Source organism: Marinobacter daqiaonensis (genome assembly GCF_900115285.1).
Taxonomy (GTDB): Bacteria; Pseudomonadota; Gammaproteobacteria; order Pseudomonadales; family Oleiphilaceae; genus Marinobacter; species Marinobacter daqiaonensis.
The window spans coordinates 988272-1005010 of the sequence record NZ_FOYW01000001.1 but is presented as its reverse complement, the minus strand read 5'-3'; the positions used below and the strand labels follow the sequence as shown (position 1 = coordinate 1005010).

Annotated in this window: 19 protein-coding genes; 17 read left to right on the top strand and 2 right to left on the bottom strand. The window is 62.5% G+C overall.

Features of this window, described 5'->3' with window-relative positions:
• The first annotated feature begins 4 nt into the window (after nucleotides 1–4).
• From flhF to BM346_RS04585, 13 genes are all read left to right on the top strand, one after another.
• On the top strand, nucleotides 5–1330 hold the full coding sequence (gene flhF / locus BM346_RS04645; protein WP_092009305.1) for a flagellar biosynthesis protein FlhF: 1326 nt from the start codon (nucleotides 5–7) through the stop codon (nucleotides 1328–1330).
• Nucleotides 1331–1420: 90 nt separating this feature from the next.
• Entirely contained in the window at nucleotides 1421–2239 is an 819-nt protein-coding gene (locus tag BM346_RS04640) for a MinD/ParA family protein (RefSeq protein ID WP_092009303.1), read from the top strand.
• A 33-nt stretch (nucleotides 2240–2272) separates the two neighbouring features.
• Complete coding sequence (locus BM346_RS04635) at nucleotides 2273–3022, top strand: RNA polymerase sigma factor FliA (protein WP_092009302.1); 750 nt, start codon at nucleotides 2273–2275, stop codon at nucleotides 3020–3022.
• Nucleotides 3023–3186: 164 nt separating this feature from the next.
• Nucleotides 3187–3570, top strand: coding sequence for a chemotaxis response regulator CheY (gene cheY, locus BM346_RS04630; RefSeq protein WP_092009300.1), 384 nt, complete (start codon nucleotides 3187–3189; stop codon nucleotides 3568–3570).
• A gap of 49 nt (nucleotides 3571–3619) precedes the next feature.
• Nucleotides 3620–4405 carry a protein phosphatase CheZ gene (locus BM346_RS04625; RefSeq protein ID WP_092009298.1) on the top strand — a complete coding sequence of 262 codons (786 nt, stop codon included), beginning with the start codon at nucleotides 3620–3622 and terminating at the stop codon, nucleotides 4403–4405.
• 13 nt (nucleotides 4406–4418) lie between these two features.
• Entirely contained in the window at nucleotides 4419–6596 is a 2178-nt protein-coding gene (locus BM346_RS04620) for a chemotaxis protein CheA (protein WP_092009296.1), read from the top strand.
• 22 nt (nucleotides 6597–6618) lie between these two features.
• Nucleotides 6619–7806, top strand: a complete 1188-nt coding sequence (locus tag BM346_RS04615) for a protein-glutamate methylesterase/protein-glutamine glutaminase (protein ID WP_092009294.1) — start codon at nucleotides 6619–6621, stop codon at nucleotides 7804–7806.
• The gene (locus BM346_RS04610) at nucleotides 7806–8549 is read left to right on the top strand and encodes a flagellar motor protein (protein ID WP_092009292.1); all 744 of its coding nucleotides are present in this window, start codon (nucleotides 7806–7808) and stop codon (nucleotides 8547–8549) included. The genes BM346_RS04615 and BM346_RS04610 overlap by 1 nt, the downstream gene beginning before the upstream one ends.
• Before the next feature lie 33 nt (nucleotides 8550–8582).
• Nucleotides 8583–9383, top strand: coding sequence for a flagellar motor protein MotD (gene motD / locus BM346_RS04605; protein WP_092009290.1), 801 nt, complete (start codon nucleotides 8583–8585; stop codon nucleotides 9381–9383).
• A 169-nt stretch (nucleotides 9384–9552) separates the two neighbouring features.
• A complete protein-coding gene (locus tag BM346_RS04600) occupies nucleotides 9553–10341 on the top strand; it encodes a ParA family protein (RefSeq protein ID WP_092009288.1) in 789 nt (262 codons plus the stop codon).
• Nucleotides 10342–10398: 57 nt separating this feature from the next.
• The gene (locus BM346_RS04595) at nucleotides 10399–11196 is read left to right on the top strand and encodes a chemotaxis protein CheW (RefSeq protein ID WP_092013305.1); all 798 of its coding nucleotides are present in this window, start codon (nucleotides 10399–10401) and stop codon (nucleotides 11194–11196) included.
• Between the two features lie 190 nt (nucleotides 11197–11386).
• Nucleotides 11387–11875 carry a chemotaxis protein CheW gene (locus BM346_RS04590; RefSeq protein ID WP_092009286.1) on the top strand — a complete coding sequence of 163 codons (489 nt, stop codon included), beginning with the start codon at nucleotides 11387–11389 and terminating at the stop codon, nucleotides 11873–11875.
• Between the two features lie 104 nt (nucleotides 11876–11979).
• Complete coding sequence (locus tag BM346_RS04585; RefSeq protein WP_092013303.1) at nucleotides 11980–12378, top strand: DUF2802 domain-containing protein; 399 nt, start codon at nucleotides 11980–11982, stop codon at nucleotides 12376–12378.
• A gap of 31 nt (nucleotides 12379–12409) precedes the next feature.
• Here the strand turns inward: BM346_RS04585 and BM346_RS04580 are convergent, their stop codons facing one another.
• Together BM346_RS04580 and fliK are read right to left on the bottom strand one after the other, a co-directional pair.
• Nucleotides 12410–12697, bottom strand: coding sequence for an EscU/YscU/HrcU family type III secretion system export apparatus switch protein (locus BM346_RS04580; protein WP_092009284.1), 288 nt, complete (start codon nucleotides 12695–12697; stop codon nucleotides 12410–12412).
• 34 nt (nucleotides 12698–12731) lie between these two features.
• Nucleotides 12732–14090 carry a flagellar hook-length control protein FliK gene (gene fliK / locus BM346_RS04575; protein ID WP_092009282.1) on the bottom strand — a complete coding sequence of 453 codons (1359 nt, stop codon included), beginning with the start codon at nucleotides 14088–14090 and terminating at the stop codon, nucleotides 12732–12734.
• Nucleotides 14091–14256: 166 nt separating this feature from the next.
• Between fliK and ccmA the strand changes: the two genes are divergently transcribed.
• The 4 genes from ccmA to ccmD all read left to right on the top strand — a co-directional run bounded on the left by ccmA (nucleotide 14257) and on the right by ccmD (nucleotide 16731).
• A complete protein-coding gene (gene ccmA / locus BM346_RS04570) occupies nucleotides 14257–14943 on the top strand; it encodes a cytochrome c biogenesis heme-transporting ATPase CcmA (RefSeq protein WP_092009280.1) in 687 nt (228 codons plus the stop codon).
• Between the two features lie 82 nt (nucleotides 14944–15025).
• Nucleotides 15026–15688 (top strand): heme exporter protein CcmB, encoded by a 663-nt coding sequence (gene ccmB / locus BM346_RS04565; protein ID WP_227662937.1) that lies wholly within the window; start codon nucleotides 15026–15028, stop codon nucleotides 15686–15688.
• 34 nt (nucleotides 15689–15722) lie between these two features.
• On the top strand, nucleotides 15723–16505 hold the full coding sequence (gene ccmC / locus BM346_RS04560; RefSeq protein ID WP_092009276.1) for a heme ABC transporter permease CcmC: 783 nt from the start codon (nucleotides 15723–15725) through the stop codon (nucleotides 16503–16505).
• Nucleotides 16495–16731, top strand: a complete 237-nt coding sequence (gene ccmD / locus BM346_RS04555) for a heme exporter protein CcmD (RefSeq protein ID WP_092009274.1) — start codon at nucleotides 16495–16497, stop codon at nucleotides 16729–16731. The genes ccmC and ccmD overlap by 11 nt, the downstream gene beginning before the upstream one ends.
• Nucleotides 16732–16739 lie beyond the last annotated feature (8 nt).

Below are 16739 nucleotides of genomic sequence, written 5' to 3'. Positions count from 1 at the left end.
GCAGATGAAAGTCAAAAGGTTCTTTGCGGAAACCATGTCGGCGGCCCTGAAGCAGGTGCGCGAACACATGGGAGACGATGCGGTAATCCTGTCCAGCCGGCGGATCGACGGCGGTGTGGAGATTGTCACCGCCCTGGACTATGACGAAAACATGGCGCGCCAGCGACTGGGTGAGGCTGCGGCGGAAGCCACCAGCGGTGGACGCCTGGGTGAACTGCAGGCGGAACAGCATCGCCGGCTGGAGGAGGAGCTCGACCGCTCCCGGACCCGCATCCGCGAGCTGAGAAGCCGCCGTGACACCGAGTCCTCACCCTCCTACGGCCAGCGGTCCTATCGGACCGATGATTCCCAGCTGCCGGAGGTGCCGCCGAGCCGCGGTGAGATCCGCGCCGGGTCGGCGGCTGGTCAGTCCCCCTCCGACGACCTGGCGCAGATGCGACGGGAAATCGACTCCCTCAGGGCCATGGTGAGTCAGCACGCGCCGGCGCCGGTGGCGGCAGCGACATCGGTCGCTGTTGGCGATCCCGTCGATGCGGTTCGCAAGCGGCTGACTGAGCGCCTGGAAGAGTTCGGCCTGACCCATGAGCTGGCGGTGAGTCTCGCGCGCCAGAGTGGCCGTGGCAAGCTGGAGGACAACTGGAAACGGTCCCTCAAGACCCTGGCGGCCGGCCTGCGGACCGGTGGCGGTGACTGGGCTTCACGGGGCGGTGCCTATGCCCTGGTAGGACCGACGGGTTCCGGCAAGACCACCACCATCGGCAAGATTGCCGCCCAGTACGTGCTTGAGCACGGCGCCGACTCGCTGGCGTTGGTGACCACTGACCGTTACCGGGTGGCCGCCCACGAGCAGCTGTTCGTGTTCGGCCGGATTCTCAATGTTCCGGTGCGGGTGGTGGATGACAGCCACAGCCTGGACGACGTTCTCGATGAGCTGGAAGACCGGCACCTCGTTCTGATTGACACCGCAGGGCTGTCCGGCGCCGACCCCGGCTGCCAGGAGCAGTTGCAGGAGCTGGCCCGCAGCCGTCACCGGATCCGTTCCCACCTGGTGGTGCCGGCGACAAGTCAGCCCAGGATCATGAAATCCATGTGGCATTGCTATAAGATGGCTAACCTTGCAGGTTGTGTCATGACCAAGCTGGACGAGGCCCTGACCCTGGGCGAAGTGCTGGGGTTCGCGGTGGAGACCTCATTGCCGGTGGCCTGGGTGACCGACGGTCAGAAGATTCCCCAGGATCTGCACCAGGCCAACAACACGTCGCTGGTCAGGCTGGGCGTGGAGCGTCTGCGGGACGCCCGCAGGCAGCAGAGCATGGCGGAAGGCGCCTGATCCCAGGGCCGGAGCGGCTGTTGGTCTGGGCTACGAACCTGCAGCACAAACATAGTTATAGAAGAACCTCAGCGGGAACACAGACCATATATGAGCAGACCACATCCGGTTCAGGTAATCGCAGTCACCGGGGGCAAGGGTGGCGTGGGCAAGAGCAACGTCTCCGTTAACCTCGGCATTGCCCTTTCGCAGATGGGGCGTAGGGTGGTATTGCTGGACGCGGATCTGGGGCTGGCCAATATCGATGTCCTGCTGGGAATCACCGCCAACCGCAACCTGTCCGATGTGCTTGCCGGGGAGTGCGATCTGCGGGACGTGCTGGTCAGCGGTCCCGGCGGAATCAGGATCGTGCCCGCGTCCTCCGGGACCCAGCGCATGACCCAGCTCAGTGCCATGGAGCACGCCGGCCTGATCAACGCCTTCAGTGAACTGGGCGATCAGGTGGATGTGCTGATCGTGGACACCGCAGCCGGAATTTCCGAGAGCGTGGTGAGCTTCCTGCGGGCTTCCCAGGAGCTGCTGCTGGTGGTGTGTGATGAGCCCACCTCCATCACCGATGCTTACGCCCTGATCAAACTGATGAACCGTGATTACGGTACCAACCGCTTCCGTATACTGGCCAACCAGGTTCGCAACGAGCAGGAAGGCAAGCATCTGTTCGGAAAACTGACCCGGGTCACCGAGCGCTTCCTGGACGTTGCACTACAATACGTCGGCATGGTTCCCTACGATGAAGCCGTGCGCAAGGCTGTTCAGCGTCAGCGCGCGGTGCTGGATGTCTACCCCAGGGCCAAGGCATCCCTGGCCATCAAGGCCCTGGCCGAAAAGGTCGACAGTTGGCCGTTGCCCTCATCGCCTAGGGGGCACCTGGAATTCTTCGTGGAGCGCCTGGTGGGTACAGGCACCTGATCATTACCGTTGCAGGATGGTTTAAACGGATACATGACATTGGCCAGACGTCTCGGAATCTATCATCAGACCGGCCGGCAAGATGCCCATCAACTGGTGGAGCAACATGCCCCGCTGGTCAAGAAAATCGCCCTCCACCTTATGGCCCGTCTGCCCGATTCGGTCCAGCTGGACGACCTCATCCAGGCCGGGATGGTGGGGCTGCTTGAGGCGGCCGCCAAATACCAGTCGGACCGGGGCGCCTCCTTCGAAACCTATGCCGGTATCCGTATCCGTGGCGCCATTGTGGATGAAATCCGCAGGGGCGACTGGGTGCCCCGTTCGGTTCACCGCAACGCCCGCCGGGTAGCCGCGGCCATCAAGTCCGTTGAAGACCGGGAAGGCCGCGAAGCCCAGGACCTCGAAGTGGCACAGGAGCTGGGTATGGGGTTGTCCGAGTATCATGCCTGCCTGAGTGACGCCAGTTCCGGCCGACTTTTTTCCCTCGATGAGCTCAATGAATCCGGAGAGCTGCCGATACACGAGCAGGAAGCGTCGGATAATCCCCTCGATGATGTGTCCGGGGAGGCATTCCGCAACAATCTCGCCGCGGCGATAGAAGGGCTGCCGGAGCGGGAAAAGCTGGTGCTCAGCCTGTATTACCAGGAGGAGCTCAACCTGAAAGAAATCGGTGCTGTGCTTGGCGTCAGTGAAAGCCGGGTCAGCCAGATCCACAGCCAGGCAGCCCTGCGGCTGCGGGGGCGACTTTCGGGCTGGCAGGCCAATGACGCCGGTTCTCTCTAGGGCCTGGTGTGTGCCGGCCCCCCGTTGATAACACATTGAAACGGACTGTCGCCTCGATACTGTTAGAATGTCCGCTTTGCGCTAGGATCTGACAGCAGCTGGCCCGCAAGGCGGTGCCAGATTACCAAGGTTACTATTCCGGCGACTACCAACTGGAGGTCCCATTGGACAAGAACATGAAAATCCTCATTGTGGATGATTTTTCCACGATGCGACGGATCATCAAGAACCTGTTGCGAGATCTCGGGTTTACCAACACCGAAGAGGCGGATGACGGTAATACGGCATTGCCGATGCTTCGTACAGGTAAGTTCGACTTCCTGATCACCGACTGGAACATGCCGGGCATGTCCGGGTTCGACCTGCTCAAGGAAGTACGCGCCGACGAGAACCTGAAGGACCTGCCCGTCCTCATGGTGACCGCGGAAGCCAAGCGCGACCAGATTGTGGCCGCGGCCCAGGCCGGGGTGAACGGCTATGTGGTCAAACCTTTCACGGCCGCGGTACTCAAGGAAAAGATCGAGAAGATCTTCGAGCGAATTCAGTAAAGCGCCGGTTGCGCTTTGTAACCCGATCTGACAGTCCGGATACGCTCCCATGAGCAAAGACAAACAGCCTGAAGCCAGCCTCGACCCGGAAATCGCCTCCAAGCTCAAGCAGCATGCCGATGAGCTGGTGGAACAGGTCAACGCCGGCGAATATGCCCGCGCCATGACCCTGATCAATGACCTCAGCGAGGTTCGGGATCAGAGTCTGTACCGGGAAGTGGGCCGGTTGACCAGAAGCCTTCATGAGGCGATTCGCAATTTCCAGATCCAGCCCCAGAACGCGGAGCAGCAGGAAGCGCTGTCGAAGATGTCCGATGCGTCGGACCGTCTCCAGTATGTGGTTGAAATGACCAGCAAGGCTGCCAACCGCACCATGGACCTGGTGGAGGATGCCATGCCCCGGGCCAATGCCATGTGCGAGCAGGCAAAGGTCCTGAGGGACGACTGGCAGCGGCTTCGCCGGCGTGAAATGGCTCCCTCTGAATTCCGGGAGCTGTACGGACGTATCGACCGGTTTTTTGAAAGCCTCTCCGGAGACGCCGAGAAAATGTACGGCGACCTTTCGGAAATCCTGCTGGCCCAGGACTTCCAGGACCTTACCGGGCAGGTGATCCAGAAGGTGACCGCGCTGGTGAAGGAGGTGGAGGAGAACCTGCTCAGCCTGGTGGTCATGGCCAGCCATGTGGACCAGCTCACCGGGACCGTCCACGAACTCAAAGAACAAGAGTCCTCAGCCATCAAGGGCGAAGGGCCTCAAATGCGCGCCGCAGAGCGGTCCGATGTGGTGTCCGGCCAGGACGACGTTGACGACCTGCTGTCCAGTCTCGGCTTTTAAGTGAGGTAGTTGCATGGCATTCGATGCAGACGAAGAGATCCTTCAGGATTTCCTGGTGGAGGCGGGAGAAATCCTTGAGCAGCTCTCCGAACAACTGGTAGACCTGGAGCGGCATCCTGACGACAGCGATCTGCTGAATGCCATTTTCCGCGGCTTTCATACCGTCAAGGGGGGCGCTGGCTTCCTTCAGCTCGAAGCACTGGTGAATTGCTGTCACTCCGCGGAAAACGTCTTCGATACCCTGCGTAATCACAAGCGCAGGGTGACGCCCGAGCTGATGGACGTGGTCCTTCAGGCCCTGGACTACATCAACACCATGTTCGATCAGGTCCGCAATCGTGAGGAGCCGACGCCGGCTCCCCTGTCACTGATTCAGACCCTGGACGAGTACGCTCTGCCGGAAGGGCAGGGTGCCGCCGCAGCCAGGCCCGAGCCCGAACAGTCCCCGGGCCCCGCCACGGATGAAGATCCCGGTGATATCACCGACGAGGAGTTCGAACAGTTGCTGGATGCGCTGGAAGGCGACAAGGCCGGGGGTGGTTCCGATCCGAAACAGGCGGAGGCCACCCCGAGTGCGGACACCCCTGGTGATGACAGCAGCGACATCAGCGATGACGAATTCGAAGCCCTGCTGGATCAGCTCCACGGCAAGGGCCGGTTTTCCGGGGAAGTCGCCACCCAAAGCGTCCCCGATCCGGACGAAACCGGTCAGCCGTCCGAACCGGGCCAGTCTGTTGCCACCGGCAATGCTGAGGAAAGTGCCAAGTCCGGTGACAGCGACCTGATCACCGACGATGAGTTCGAGCGTCTGCTGGACGAGCTCCACGGCAAGGGCAAGAGCCCCGGTATCGCCGACGGCGCGGTTGCCAGGACCCCGGCGGACACCGACAAGACCAGTAAAGTTCCTGACGGGCCAGAAGCCCAGGCCAGGCCAGAGGCAAAGGCGGCACCCTCACCCAAGCCCGGTGCAGGCAAAGCCCCTGAGACCACCAAACCCGCCGCGGCTCCGAGGGACAGTCATCCGCCTGCGGCAGAGACGACGGTCCGGGTGGACACCAAGCGTCTTGACGACATCATGAACATGGTGGGTGAGCTGGTGCTGGTGCGGAACCGGCTTCAGCGTCTGGGGGCGGACAGCGAAGACGAGCACATGCACAAGGCGGTTTCCAACCTCGACGTGGTTACCACCGATCTCCAGTCTGCCGTCATGGCGACCCGGATGCAGCCCATCAAGAAAGTGTTCGGCCGCTTTCCGCGGGTCGTCCGGGATCTGGCCAGGAATCTGAAGAAAGAGATCAACCTGGTGATGCACGGGGAAGAGACCGACCTCGACAAGAACCTGGTGGAGGCCCTGGCGGACCCGCTGGTTCACCTGGTGCGCAACTCCGTCGACCATGGCATCGAGGCGCCGGACGTCCGTGAGAAAGCCGGCAAGCCCCGCCAGGGCACCGTAACCCTGTCCGCCGAGCAGGAGGGGGATCATATCCTGCTGTCCATCGAGGATGACGGCGGTGGCATGGACCCGGAGAAGCTCCGCAGAAAAGCGGTGGAGAAGGGCATCTATGACCAGGACGTGGCGGACCGCCTCACGGAAACGGAATGCTTCAACCTGATTTTCGCCGCCGGTTTTTCCACCAAGGACCAGATTTCCGACGTATCCGGGCGTGGCGTGGGGATGGATGTGGTGAAGACCAAGATCAGCCAGCTGAATGGCCAGATCCAGGTCCATTCAAAACTGGGGAAAGGTACCGCCATCCGGATCAAGGTGCCCCTGACCCTGGCGATCATGCCCACCCTGATGATCATGCTGGCGAACCAGTCCTTCGCCCTGCCGCTGGTAAACGTGGTGGAAATCTTCCACCTGGATCTCACCAAGAAGAACATCGTCGATGGGCGCGAGTGTATCGTGGTGCGTGACAAGGTCTTCCCACTGTTCCACATCAAGCGCTGGCTGGTGCCATCGGATCGCGGCTCGGCGGAGCCCGAGAACGCCCATGTAGTGATCGTGGCAATGGGGACCAAGCAGGTGGGCTTTGTGGTTGACCAGCTGGTTGGCCAGGAAGAGGTGGTGATCAAGCCTCTGGGTCGTGCCCTTCAGGGCACGCCCGGCATGGCTGGCGCCACCATCACCGGCGATGGCCGGATTGCCCTGATCATTGATGTGCCCAGCCTGCTGCAGCACTACGGTTGAGAAGGCACACTAGGGAGAGTGCATGACGGTTTCGGTCCTGGTCGTTGATGATTCCGGTTTTTTCCGCAAGCGACTGACGGAAATCCTGGGTGCATCCGGCAGTATCCGGGTGGTCGGCGTCGCCAGTAACGGCCGCGAGGGCGTGGAACTGGCGGAGAAGCTGCGCCCGGACGTGATCACTATGGATTACGAAATGCCGGTGATGAACGGCATTACCGCGGTCAGGGAAATCATGCGTCGGTGCCCGGCCCCGGTGCTGATGTTTTCGTCCCTCACCTACGAGGGCGCCAGGGTGACCCTGGATGCCCTCGAAGCTGGCGCCGTTGACTTCCTACCCAAGAATTTCGAGGACATCGCCAGGGACAACTCGGAGCTCCAGCGGATTCTCCGTGAACGCATTCTGGATGTCGCCCGCAGCCGTCCCAGGGCGGGCCAGGGTGCCCGGGATGAGCGGACCCCGCCTGCCGCGGAAGAGCCCTCTGCCGCAACCAGCGACGGTCCCGCCACCAGAGCACCGGTCGCCCGCCAGCCACACCGGCAAACACCAGTAGAACCCCGCCGCTCGCCGGTTGCTACCGGAACGGCACGGCGCGAACCGGAAGCACCGGCCCGTGCCAACCACCGTAAAACACCCCCGCGACGTTACCAGGTGGTCGGAATCGGCACGTCCACCGGCGGGCCCATCGCCCTGCAGAAGGTGCTCGCCGAACTCCCTGCCAATTTCCCGGCGCCCATCGTTCTGGTACAGCACATGCCCGGAAGCTTCACTCCCGCCTTTGCGGAGCGGCTTAACAAGCTTTGCCGTATTGAGGTGCGACAGGCGGAGGATGGCGACGTGCTGAGGCCGGGCCTGGCCCTGCTGGCGCCCGGGGGCAAGCAGATGATGGTGGAGAACCGCGGGGGGCAGGGCCGCATACGCATTCTGCCGGGTGATGAGCGCCTGAACTACCGGCCCAGCGTGGACGTGACCTTTGGCTCCCTCGCCCGCAGTTTTCCCGGGAAGACGCTGGGGGTCATCCTCACCGGCATGGGAGCTGACGGCAAGGAAGGCTGCCGCATGATGAAACAGTCCGGTTCCGTGATCTGGTCCCAGGATGAGCGGACGTCGGTTATCTATGGCATGCCCATGGCGGTGGCCAAAGCCGGTCTGACGGATGAAGTGCTGCCCCTGGACGAGGTGGGACCGCGGCTGACCGAAGGAGTCAGTTGATGGACATTCTCAGCCTCCTGGGCATTATTCTGGCGTTCATGGCGCTACTGGGGGGCAACCTGCTCGAGGGGGGCACCCTGGCCTCCCTGTTCAATGGCCCGGCCGCGCTGATCGTGATCGGCGGCACCCTGGCGGCGACGATGCTGCAAACCTCCGGCGCTTTGCTGAAACGGGCCTTCGTACAGGCCCGGTGGGTATTTGTTCCGCCCTACATCGGCCTGGACGACGGCGTTGGCAAGATCATGGACTGGAGCGTCAAGGCTCGTAAGCAGGGACTGCTGGGGCTCGAAGGAGCCGCCGAAAAAGAGCCTGAGGCCTTTGCCCGCAAGGGCCTCCAGTTACTGGTGGATGGCGCCGAAACAGAGACCATCCGCAGTGTTATGGAGGTGGATCTCGAGTCCCGGGAGCAGCGGGACCTGGAAGCCGCCCAGGTCTTCGAGGCCATGGGCGGGTATTCCCCCACCATCGGCATTATCGGTGCGGTTATGGGCCTGATTCAGGTGATGACCAATCTCACTGACCCCTCGGCTCTCGGCAGCGGTATCGCCACGGCATTCGTGGCCACCATCTACGGGGTTGCTCTGGCTAACCTGCTGTTCTTTCCCATTGCCAACAAGATGCGGGAGATCGTCCGTCGCCGCAGTCGCTACGAAGACATGATGATCGATGGCATCGTGGCGATCGCGGAAGGGGAGAACCCCCGTTCCATCGAGATGCGTCTGCGGGGTTTCGTGCAGTCATGATGCACGCTTCGCAATGACCGGGAGGGCGGATCCATGAGACGTCGACGCAGTCGGGCCGAGGTGGCGCAGAACCGGGAGCGCTGGCTGATTTCCTACGCGGATTTCATCACCCTTCTGTTCGCTTTTTTCGTGGTCATGTATTCCGTGTCGTCCGTCAATGAAGGCAAGTACAAGGTACTGTCGGAGACACTGACGGGCGTTTTCAATGCCCCCCAGCGAGCCATCCAGCCCATCGATGTGGGTGACCAGACCAGCGCCTTGTCATTGCGGAACGAGGACGCGGTGATCCCTCCGCCGGTGACCCGTCAGCCTGAGATCGCGCCCTCCACCACGGTCCGTGAACAGGCGGCCCGCAGCGAAGCGCTGCGGAGTATGGCCAGCCAGTTTGCCGATGAATTCGACAGCCTGATCAACCAGGGTGTCGTCAATCTTCAGACCAGCGACCAGTGGATCGAGCTGACCCTGCGGGACAGTCTGCTTTTTGGCAGTGGTGAGGCGGAGCCTCATTACGATGCCTTCCCGGTGATGGACCGGATTGCGGATATCCTGGGGGACAGGGATAACGCCATCCGGGTCGAGGGCTTCACCGACAACCGGCCGATACGAACGAACCGGTTTCCCTCCAACTGGGAGCTCTCCGCCGCCCGGGCCGCCGCTGTGGTGCGTATGCTGGCGGGAGAAGGCATCGATCCCTCACGAATGGCTGCTGTTGGCTATGGTTCCTACCAGCCCGTCGCCCGTAACGATACCGAGGATGGGCGGCGGCGCAATCGCCGGGTGGTCCTGCTGATCTCCCGTGACGCCGCCATTCGGGGTGCTGTGCGCTCGCCCTGAGCCTCGTCCGGCCGGAGGCTGGCATGATATGTGTATCATTCCGGTCGAGAGTATCGAAATTGCTCCGATGGCAAGGTTTTGCCGTCAAGTTCAGGCAATGGATGCCGTTAACACAGTCTGAATCGAAAGGCTTCCCCAGGCGGGGCGGCCGGAAACTGGAGAGTCATTTGTGCGCATCTGGGCAGTAGCCAATCAGAAGGGTGGCGTCGGCAAGACCACTACGGTCGTCACCATGGCCGGCCTGCTGGCGGAGCAGGGCCGCCGGGTGCTGGTAGTGGATCTTGATCCTCATGGCTCCCTCACCAGCTGGTTCGGGTACGACCCCGACAACCTGGCCCACAGTGTGTTCGATCTGTTCCAGCATGGGGGCAGGGTGCCTGACGGGCTGCCCGCACAACTCATTGTGGAAACCGGGACCGACAATGTCTCGCTGTTGCCTGCCAGTACGGCTCTGGCCACCCTTGAGCGGAAAATGGTCGGAGTGGAAGGCATGGGCCTGATCGTTTCCCGGGCCCTGGCCCAGTTATGGGACGATTTCGACTACGTGCTGCTGGACAACACGCCCTCCCTTGGCGTGCTTATGGTAAACGCCCTGGCAGCGGCACAGCACCTGATCGTGCCGGTACAGACCGAGTTCCTGGCTCTCAAGGGTCTTGAGCGCATGTTGCATACCCTGCAGATGATCATGCGTTCCCAGAAGAACCGGCTGGCCTTCACCATCGTACCCACCCTCTATGACAAGCGGACACAGGCCTCGGTAAGGAGTCTGAATGAGCTGCGCCGGACCTACCCCGAAGAACTCTGGCGGTTCATGATTCCCGTGGACACCCGCTTCCGGGATGCCAGTGAGGCGGGCGTGGTCCCGTCCAGGCTGGATCGCGACACCCAGGGCGTACGTGCTTACCGTCGACTGCTCCAGGACCTGAATGAAGGAACCACCTCATGGGCTGGCAAGTGATGTTCTGGCTGGCTGACGGATTTTTGTCGCCGCCCCTGAACGATGGTGGAGGCCGTCATGGTGTCTGACCGCAGGACCAACCTGGCGGACCCGTCCGCGGCATTGGTCAGTTACCTGGATGATCTGCTCCATACCGCCACCTCGGGTGTGACCGAGGAGAAGGAAGAAGGGCTGGAGGTGGTAGTCCAGGAAGTCCGTGAACCGGCGCCGGCGCCGGAGACTGCTCCCGTTATATCTGCGCCGGTGGAACCGGAGCGGGCCAGACCCCCGAAGCCGATGGTGACGGAAACCCGACGGTCGGCGGAACCGGTCATTGAGGCTCCGTCGGCAAAGGCGGAGCAGGCAGCCGGAGTCGACCAGGCCCCGCTGCCGGTGGAGCCGGAAGGGCGGCCCGACTGGTCGGAAAAACCCTTTGAATGCCTGATATTCCGGGTCGCGGGGTTGCAGCTGGCAGTGCCCCTGGTATTACTCGGTGCGATCCATCGTATGGATGAAAAGGTCAAGCCCATTCCCGGGCGGCCCCCGTGGTACATGGGGATGCTGCTGGACCGGGGCCAGAAGCTGAAAGTGGTGGATTCCGCCGAGTGGATCATGGCCGGCCGGGTACCGGCGGGCGCCCGGGATGGCTATCGGTTCGTGATCAGGCTGGATGACAGTGATTGGGCACTGGCCTGTGACGAGGTGGCGGAGTCGTTCACCCTCAACCCGGACCAGGTGCGTTGGCGGTCGGCCCGCAGCAAGCGCCCCTGGCTCGCCGGTACCGTGGTCCAGCACATGTGCGCGCTGATTGATGTGGGAGCAATGGCCCGTCTGTTGGCGCGTGCCGAGCGGGAGCACCGCCTCGATCTTGACTGATATTGTCTTAAGGTTTTATTCGATCTTGCCGATAGCACAACTGACTGGCAGGCAGTAAACGCGGTTACCAAATGAAACCGTGCCACTCTGGCACGGTTTGTGCCCCCTGAATATAGTATGGGGCACTGACGATGATTTTTTGACATCAGGCTGTCCCGTTCGTGGATGGCCTGCGAGGAGATAACGCACTATGGCATCCACGAACGGACAACAGAGTCGTGCCCAGGACGACAAGGTACTTCAGTACGTCACTTTCCGTCTGGACGAGGAAACCTATGGCATCGATGTAATGCAGATCCAGGAAGTGCTGCGCTACACCGAAATTGCACCGGTACCCGGCGCTCCGGATTATGTGTTGGGAATCATCAACCTCCGGGGCAACGTGGTGACGGTGATCGATACCCGCCGCCGCTTCGGCCTGATGGATGCGGAGGTCACCGATGCCACCCGCATCGTGGTGATGGAGTCCGACAGCCAGGTGATGGGGATCCTGGTGGATTCCGTGGCGGAAGTGGTTTATCTGAAGGCCAGTGAGATTGAGACCGCACCCAACGTGGGGAACGAGGAAAGCGCCAAGTTCATCCAGGGTGTGTGCAACAAGAATGGCGAACTCATCATTCTTGTTGAGTTCGACAAGATGCTGTCTGATCACGAGTGGGCGGAACTCGCCACACTCTGAGCCGACGCCAGGCAGGGCCCGACCACCGTCGGGTCTCACCGGGAAGGCTCCGAGGTCCGGTACCCGGCCAGTCGTGATCACCACCAACCGAGGATCGTGTGATGATGACAACCGACTGGACCGCCCTGGCACCCTGGGCCATGACCGTGTTTGCCTTCGTGCTTCTGGCTGCCCAGGGCCTGATCAACAGCCGCCGCATTGCCAGGCTGCGCCAGCAGTTACGGGACAACAGCGAGCATCTGGTAAGGGAACTCAATGCCACCAGCAGTGGCAGTCTCGGGGTGGGCAATCGACTGATTGCCTGCGAGCGCCAGGTTCATGAGCTGCGCAGGATGTTCGACGAGATGCGCCAGAACGACCCTCTGCGGGTGTCTTACGACGAAGCGTCGCGGCTGGTGGATCTCGGGGCGGATGTGGATGACCTGATGAACACCTGTGGCATCTCCCGGCCGGAAGCGGAGTTGGTGTCGGCGCTCAGGCTCCGCCAGCAGAAGGCCGCCTGAGTCGACCGTTTATGAGGACGCCGGCTCGGGTTCAGGACCCGGCGTCCTCCGGCGTCCTGCCCTGAATGTGAAACGCAAACGCGAGGATCTCGGCGATCACCCGATACAGGGTTTCGGGGATCTCCTCGGCCAGGTCCAGTCTCGCCAGCACGCCCGCCAGTTCCGCGTTTTCATAGAGCGGAACGTCATGCTCCCGGGCGATTCGGATGATCTCCTCCGCCACTTCGTCCAGACCGCTGGCGGCCACCACAGGCGCTCGCGAGCCATCATATTTCAGGGCGACAGCGGTTTCCCGCTGCTTCTGATCCTGGTCAGCCATCTTGAGGCCTCCTGTTTCTCGTCTTTTCCGTCTTTCAGGCCCGGGTGTCCACCAGCCGATGTTCCAGTTTTGTGGTGGCAGTCGGTGGATGGCCCCGGCGGCATTCCAGTTCAGCAACTTCCAGGCCCAGTTCGGATAGGCTGGCCCTGAGCGTTCCCAGCTGTCGGTTCACCTTACGCACCGTTTCCTGCCGATCCGCCCAGACCCTGGCCGACACCGCCTGCTGACGCAGGGCAACGTCGAAGAACACCCGGCCAGCCTGGTCAAGATCCATGGCAAGGGAGAACCGCCACTCAGCCACACCGGCCCGCCTGACGCCAGGGCGGTCCTCCCGCTCCGACTTTTCATAGTCGATTTTCAGTTGGGCCGTTCGCACTTCTCCCCCGGGAGCCAGCCAGGGAAGGTCTGTCACCAGGGTATTGACCGGCGCGGGAGCCTCCGCCGTGGCCCGGGTCGTCAGCAGCTGGCTGTGAAGCTGGTTGACGGTGATGCGGTTCAGTATTCCCGCCAGCAGTCGCAACATCTGTCCCGGCGATGGGGCCTCCCGCGCGGCGGCGGGGGGCGGAGTACTGGCCACCGGAAACTGCAGGGGACTGTTGACCAGGTCGGGGCTGGGCAGGGGCGTGAATCGGGTGAACTGGTCGGACGCCAGGTTCTGATGCTGCAGCAGACTCAGGGCCAGCCGGCCCAGGGCCAGTTTCAGGTCGCTGATGGCGGGCTCCGCGCCCCGCGCCAGTTTCGCTTCGGTGAGGACGCCACTGTTGCTGAGCCATTCCCTGACGCGGGCGGCGTCGAGATTCTTTAATCCTGCATCGCCGCCTGTCTGGGCGGCGCCCTGGCCGCCACTGATCCCGGGGTCGGTGGCGCTTCCCTGAGCTGGCAGTATCCGGGCAATTGCCTGCAGTGCTTCCCGGACACCGCCGGGAAGGGGGTCCGCAGCGCCGGGCTGACCGGTTCCCGGGGCCGGCCGAAGTCCTGTGGTAAGTGCATTGAGTAACTGGCTCAGGCCATTGTCCAGGTGCTGTTGCCACGGCAGGTGGCGAATCAGGGCCTGGGTCAGGCGTGCGTCCGCCGGCACGGGCAGCTTGTCGAGCAGGTTCAGGGTCTGGCCTTCCCGCATGATGCGGATCAGATCGCCTGCCTTCAGCTCCGGGGCGTTTGCGGGCAGGGCCACCTTCAGGTTGTGACCGCGAACCTCGATCAGGGCCTGCCGGGCGTCTTTTTCGGTGATCAGTTCAGCAACGCGGGCGACCACCGCCTGCCGGTTCTCCAGGGGTAACGCCTGCAGCTGGCGCACGGCATCCCCCTGGGCCGCTGCCTGGGTGCTGGCCGGCCTTGGCTTTTCACTACCGGAGGCTGGCTGGATGGGCTGGTTACCGTGAGGTAATTTCATGGGTTTTGTGCAACACGCCGCGCCGTTTTGATGTCAGGCAAGAGTAATCCCCCGCCCGTTTCGTTATAATAGCGCCCGCCTCGGACATCGTTTCCGGGGCCCGCCGGTACTGCCGGCTCCATCTTTTCCGGGTGGCAGAAGCCATCCGCTGGTGACCGGGGCGCTGATGACTGAGCCGTTACTACAGGCTGATCACTTGTTGAAGGCGGAATGCCTGGAGTGCGAGCGGGACGGGCGCTTCCTGTTTCGTGATCTGAGTTTTTCCATAGTGCCCGGGACGCTCACCCGTGTCGAGGGTCCCAACGGTTCCGGCAAGACCACCCTGCTTCGAATCCTGGCCGGACTGAACGACAACTGGAGCGGGCAGGTGCTCTGGCGCGGCCGTCCCCGCCATCGGCAGTGGGAAAGCGTTCGCCGGAACCTGTTGTACCTCGGTCACCGGCCGGGCATCAAGGCACTGCTGACGCCCCTGGAAAACCTGCAGGCCCTGGCAGCGGGCCGTCAGGCGGTCACCAACCGGATTCTCGAGCAGGCCCTGGCGCAGGTGGGACTCGGTCCCTGGTGCCATGTGCCGTGCCAGAACCTGTCAGCGGGCCAGAAACGCCGGGTGGCGCTGGCCCGGCTGCTGTTTGCCGATGAGCCGCTCTGGCTGCTGGATGAGGCGTTCACGGCACTGGATGTGGACGCGGTGGCCGCCGTGGAAAATCTGTTGCTGGACCAGGTCCGCCGTGGCGGCGCGGTGGTGATGACCACCCACCACGAACCGTCCCTGCGGAACATGAACCGGATTCGTCTGGGCACCGTGATCGAGCAGGGCGAGCCCAGCAGCCAGTTGCAGCAGGAGGATGCCTGAGATGGGTAAGCAGGAATCCGTTGTGCCCGCCGGGCTGCCGATACTCGATCCGGTGGCGGAATCTCCCGGGGTGCTCCGGGCCATGTTGGCCCTGCTCCGCCGTGACCTGCGCCTGAGCATTCGCCAGAAACAGGACCTGCTCAATCCGCTGCTGTTCTTCGCTATGGTGGTGGCGCTGTTCCCGCTTGGGGTAAGCCCGGAAGCGTCGTTCCTGCGGGAGGCGGGTACCGGGATTCTCTGGGTGGGGGCCCTGCTGGCCACACTGCTGTCGCTGGACCACCTTTTTCGTTTCGATTTCGAGGATGGCACCCTCGAGCAGATGGCCCTGCAGCCGCAGCCTCTGTTTCTGCTGGTGCTGGCCAAAACGCTGGCACACTGGCTCGTTACCGGCCTGCCGCTGGTATTGCTGACCCCGGTTCTGGGTCTCATGTTGTATCTGGACGGGAACTCTGTAGCGGTTCTCTGTCTAACGCTGCTGATCGGAACGCCCGTGCTCAGCCTCATCGGTTCGGTGGGCGCGGCGCTGACAGTGGGATTGCGGGCCGGCGGCGTGCTCTTGTCCCTGCTGATCATCCCTCTGTATATTCCGGTGCTGATTTTCGGCACCGGCACGGTGATGGCGGCAGGGGATGGGGCTGACGTGTCCGGCCACCTGGCCCTGATGGCAGCGATGCTGGTGCTGGCGTTGGTGCTGGCGCCATTCGCCGCCGCAGCGGCCTTGAAAATCAGTTTGTCCGCGTCCTAGGATGCGATCGGTCTTGAATCAGGGGAAACGCCCGATGTGGCAATTTTTTCACAAGCTGGGGTCACCGAAGTGGTTCTACGGAATCGCGGGGCGCTTCATGCCCTGGCTGTTGGGTATCGGCCTGCTGCTGGCCCTGTCGGGCATTGTCTGGGGCCTGGGCTTCGCCCCCAAGGACTATCTCCAGGGAAACAGCTACCGGATCATCTTCATCCACGTACCCACGGCATTCCTGGCCCAATCGGTCTATCTGATGATGGCGGTGGCCGGGGTGGTCACCCTGGTTTGGAAGATGAAACTGGCGGATGTCTTCGTCAAGGCCGTGGCCCCGGTGGGAGCGGCCCTGACCTTTCTGGCCCTGTTCACCGGTGCCGTCTGGGGACAGCCAACCTGGGGTACCTGGTGGATCTGGGACGCCCGGCTCACCTCCATGCTGATCCTGCTGTTCCTTTACCTGGGGGTAATGGCGCTGGGTTCGGCGATTGCCGATGAAAAATCCGCAGCGCGCGCGGTTGCGGTACTGGTACTGGTGGGTGTGGTGAACATTCCCATCATCAAGTATTCCGTGAACTGGTGGAACACGCTCCATCAGCCGGCCACCTTCAAGCTGACAGAAAAACCCACCATGCCCCCTGAAATGTGGGTGCCGCTGCTGCTGGTGGTGGTGGGCCTGTACCTGTGGTTTGGCTGGATCGCCCTGTACCGGATGCAGACCGAAGTCCTGCGCCGCGAGCGCCGCAGCCGGTGGGTGCAGGATCTGATGCACCCGGGCGGCCGTTCAGACGTATCTTCCGGAGGAGCCCGAGCCGATGGCGTTTGATTCCCTTAATGCCCTGATCGTCATGGAAGGCCACGGCCCATACGTGTGGACCTGCTATGGCGTTTTTTTCCTGCTGCTTGGCGTGCTTGTCTGGTGGTCCCTCCGGGAGCGTCGCCAGCTGGTGCGTGAGCAGAAACAGCTCCAGCAACAGAAGACGGAAGCGAGTCCCCTGCAGGCGGGGTCGACCGCAGGCAGCTTCCAGCGGATCAATACTTCCCGACAGTGAGGCAGGCA

Excerpts from the sequence above, each read along its gene's own strand:
- flhF (WP_092009305.1), top strand. The coding sequence starts at position 5 with ATGAAAGTCAAAAGGTTCTTTGCGGAAACCATGTCGGCGGCCCTGAAG.
- BM346_RS04640 (WP_092009303.1), top strand. The coding sequence starts at position 1,421 with ATGAGCAGACCACATCCGGTTCAGGTAATCGCAGTCACCGGGGGCAAG.
- BM346_RS04635 (WP_092009302.1), top strand. The coding sequence starts at position 2,273 with ATGACATTGGCCAGACGTCTCGGAATCTATCATCAGACCGGCCGGCAA.
- BM346_RS04625 (WP_092009298.1), top strand. The coding sequence starts at position 3,620 with ATGAGCAAAGACAAACAGCCTGAAGCCAGCCTCGACCCGGAAATCGCC.
- BM346_RS04620 (WP_092009296.1), top strand. The coding sequence starts at position 4,419 with ATGGCATTCGATGCAGACGAAGAGATCCTTCAGGATTTCCTGGTGGAG.
- BM346_RS04615 (WP_092009294.1), top strand. The coding sequence starts at position 6,619 with ATGACGGTTTCGGTCCTGGTCGTTGATGATTCCGGTTTTTTCCGCAAG.
- BM346_RS04610 (WP_092009292.1), top strand. The coding sequence starts at position 7,806 with ATGGACATTCTCAGCCTCCTGGGCATTATTCTGGCGTTCATGGCGCTA.
- motD (WP_092009290.1), top strand. The coding sequence starts at position 8,583 with ATGAGACGTCGACGCAGTCGGGCCGAGGTGGCGCAGAACCGGGAGCGC.
- BM346_RS04595 (WP_092013305.1), top strand. The coding sequence starts at position 10,399 with ATGGTGTCTGACCGCAGGACCAACCTGGCGGACCCGTCCGCGGCATTG.
- BM346_RS04590 (WP_092009286.1), top strand. The coding sequence starts at position 11,387 with ATGGCATCCACGAACGGACAACAGAGTCGTGCCCAGGACGACAAGGTA.
- BM346_RS04585 (WP_092013303.1), top strand. The coding sequence starts at position 11,980 with ATGACAACCGACTGGACCGCCCTGGCACCCTGGGCCATGACCGTGTTT.
- BM346_RS04580 (WP_092009284.1), bottom strand. The coding sequence starts at position 12,697 with ATGGCTGACCAGGATCAGAAGCAGCGGGAAACCGCTGTCGCCCTGAAA.
- fliK (WP_092009282.1), bottom strand. The coding sequence starts at position 14,090 with ATGAAATTACCTCACGGTAACCAGCCCATCCAGCCAGCCTCCGGTAGT.
- ccmA (WP_092009280.1), top strand. The coding sequence starts at position 14,257 with ATGACTGAGCCGTTACTACAGGCTGATCACTTGTTGAAGGCGGAATGC.
- ccmB (WP_227662937.1), top strand. The coding sequence starts at position 15,026 with ATGTTGGCCCTGCTCCGCCGTGACCTGCGCCTGAGCATTCGCCAGAAA.
- ccmC (WP_092009276.1), top strand. The coding sequence starts at position 15,723 with ATGTGGCAATTTTTTCACAAGCTGGGGTCACCGAAGTGGTTCTACGGA.
- ccmD (WP_092009274.1), top strand. The coding sequence starts at position 16,495 with ATGGCGTTTGATTCCCTTAATGCCCTGATCGTCATGGAAGGCCACGGC.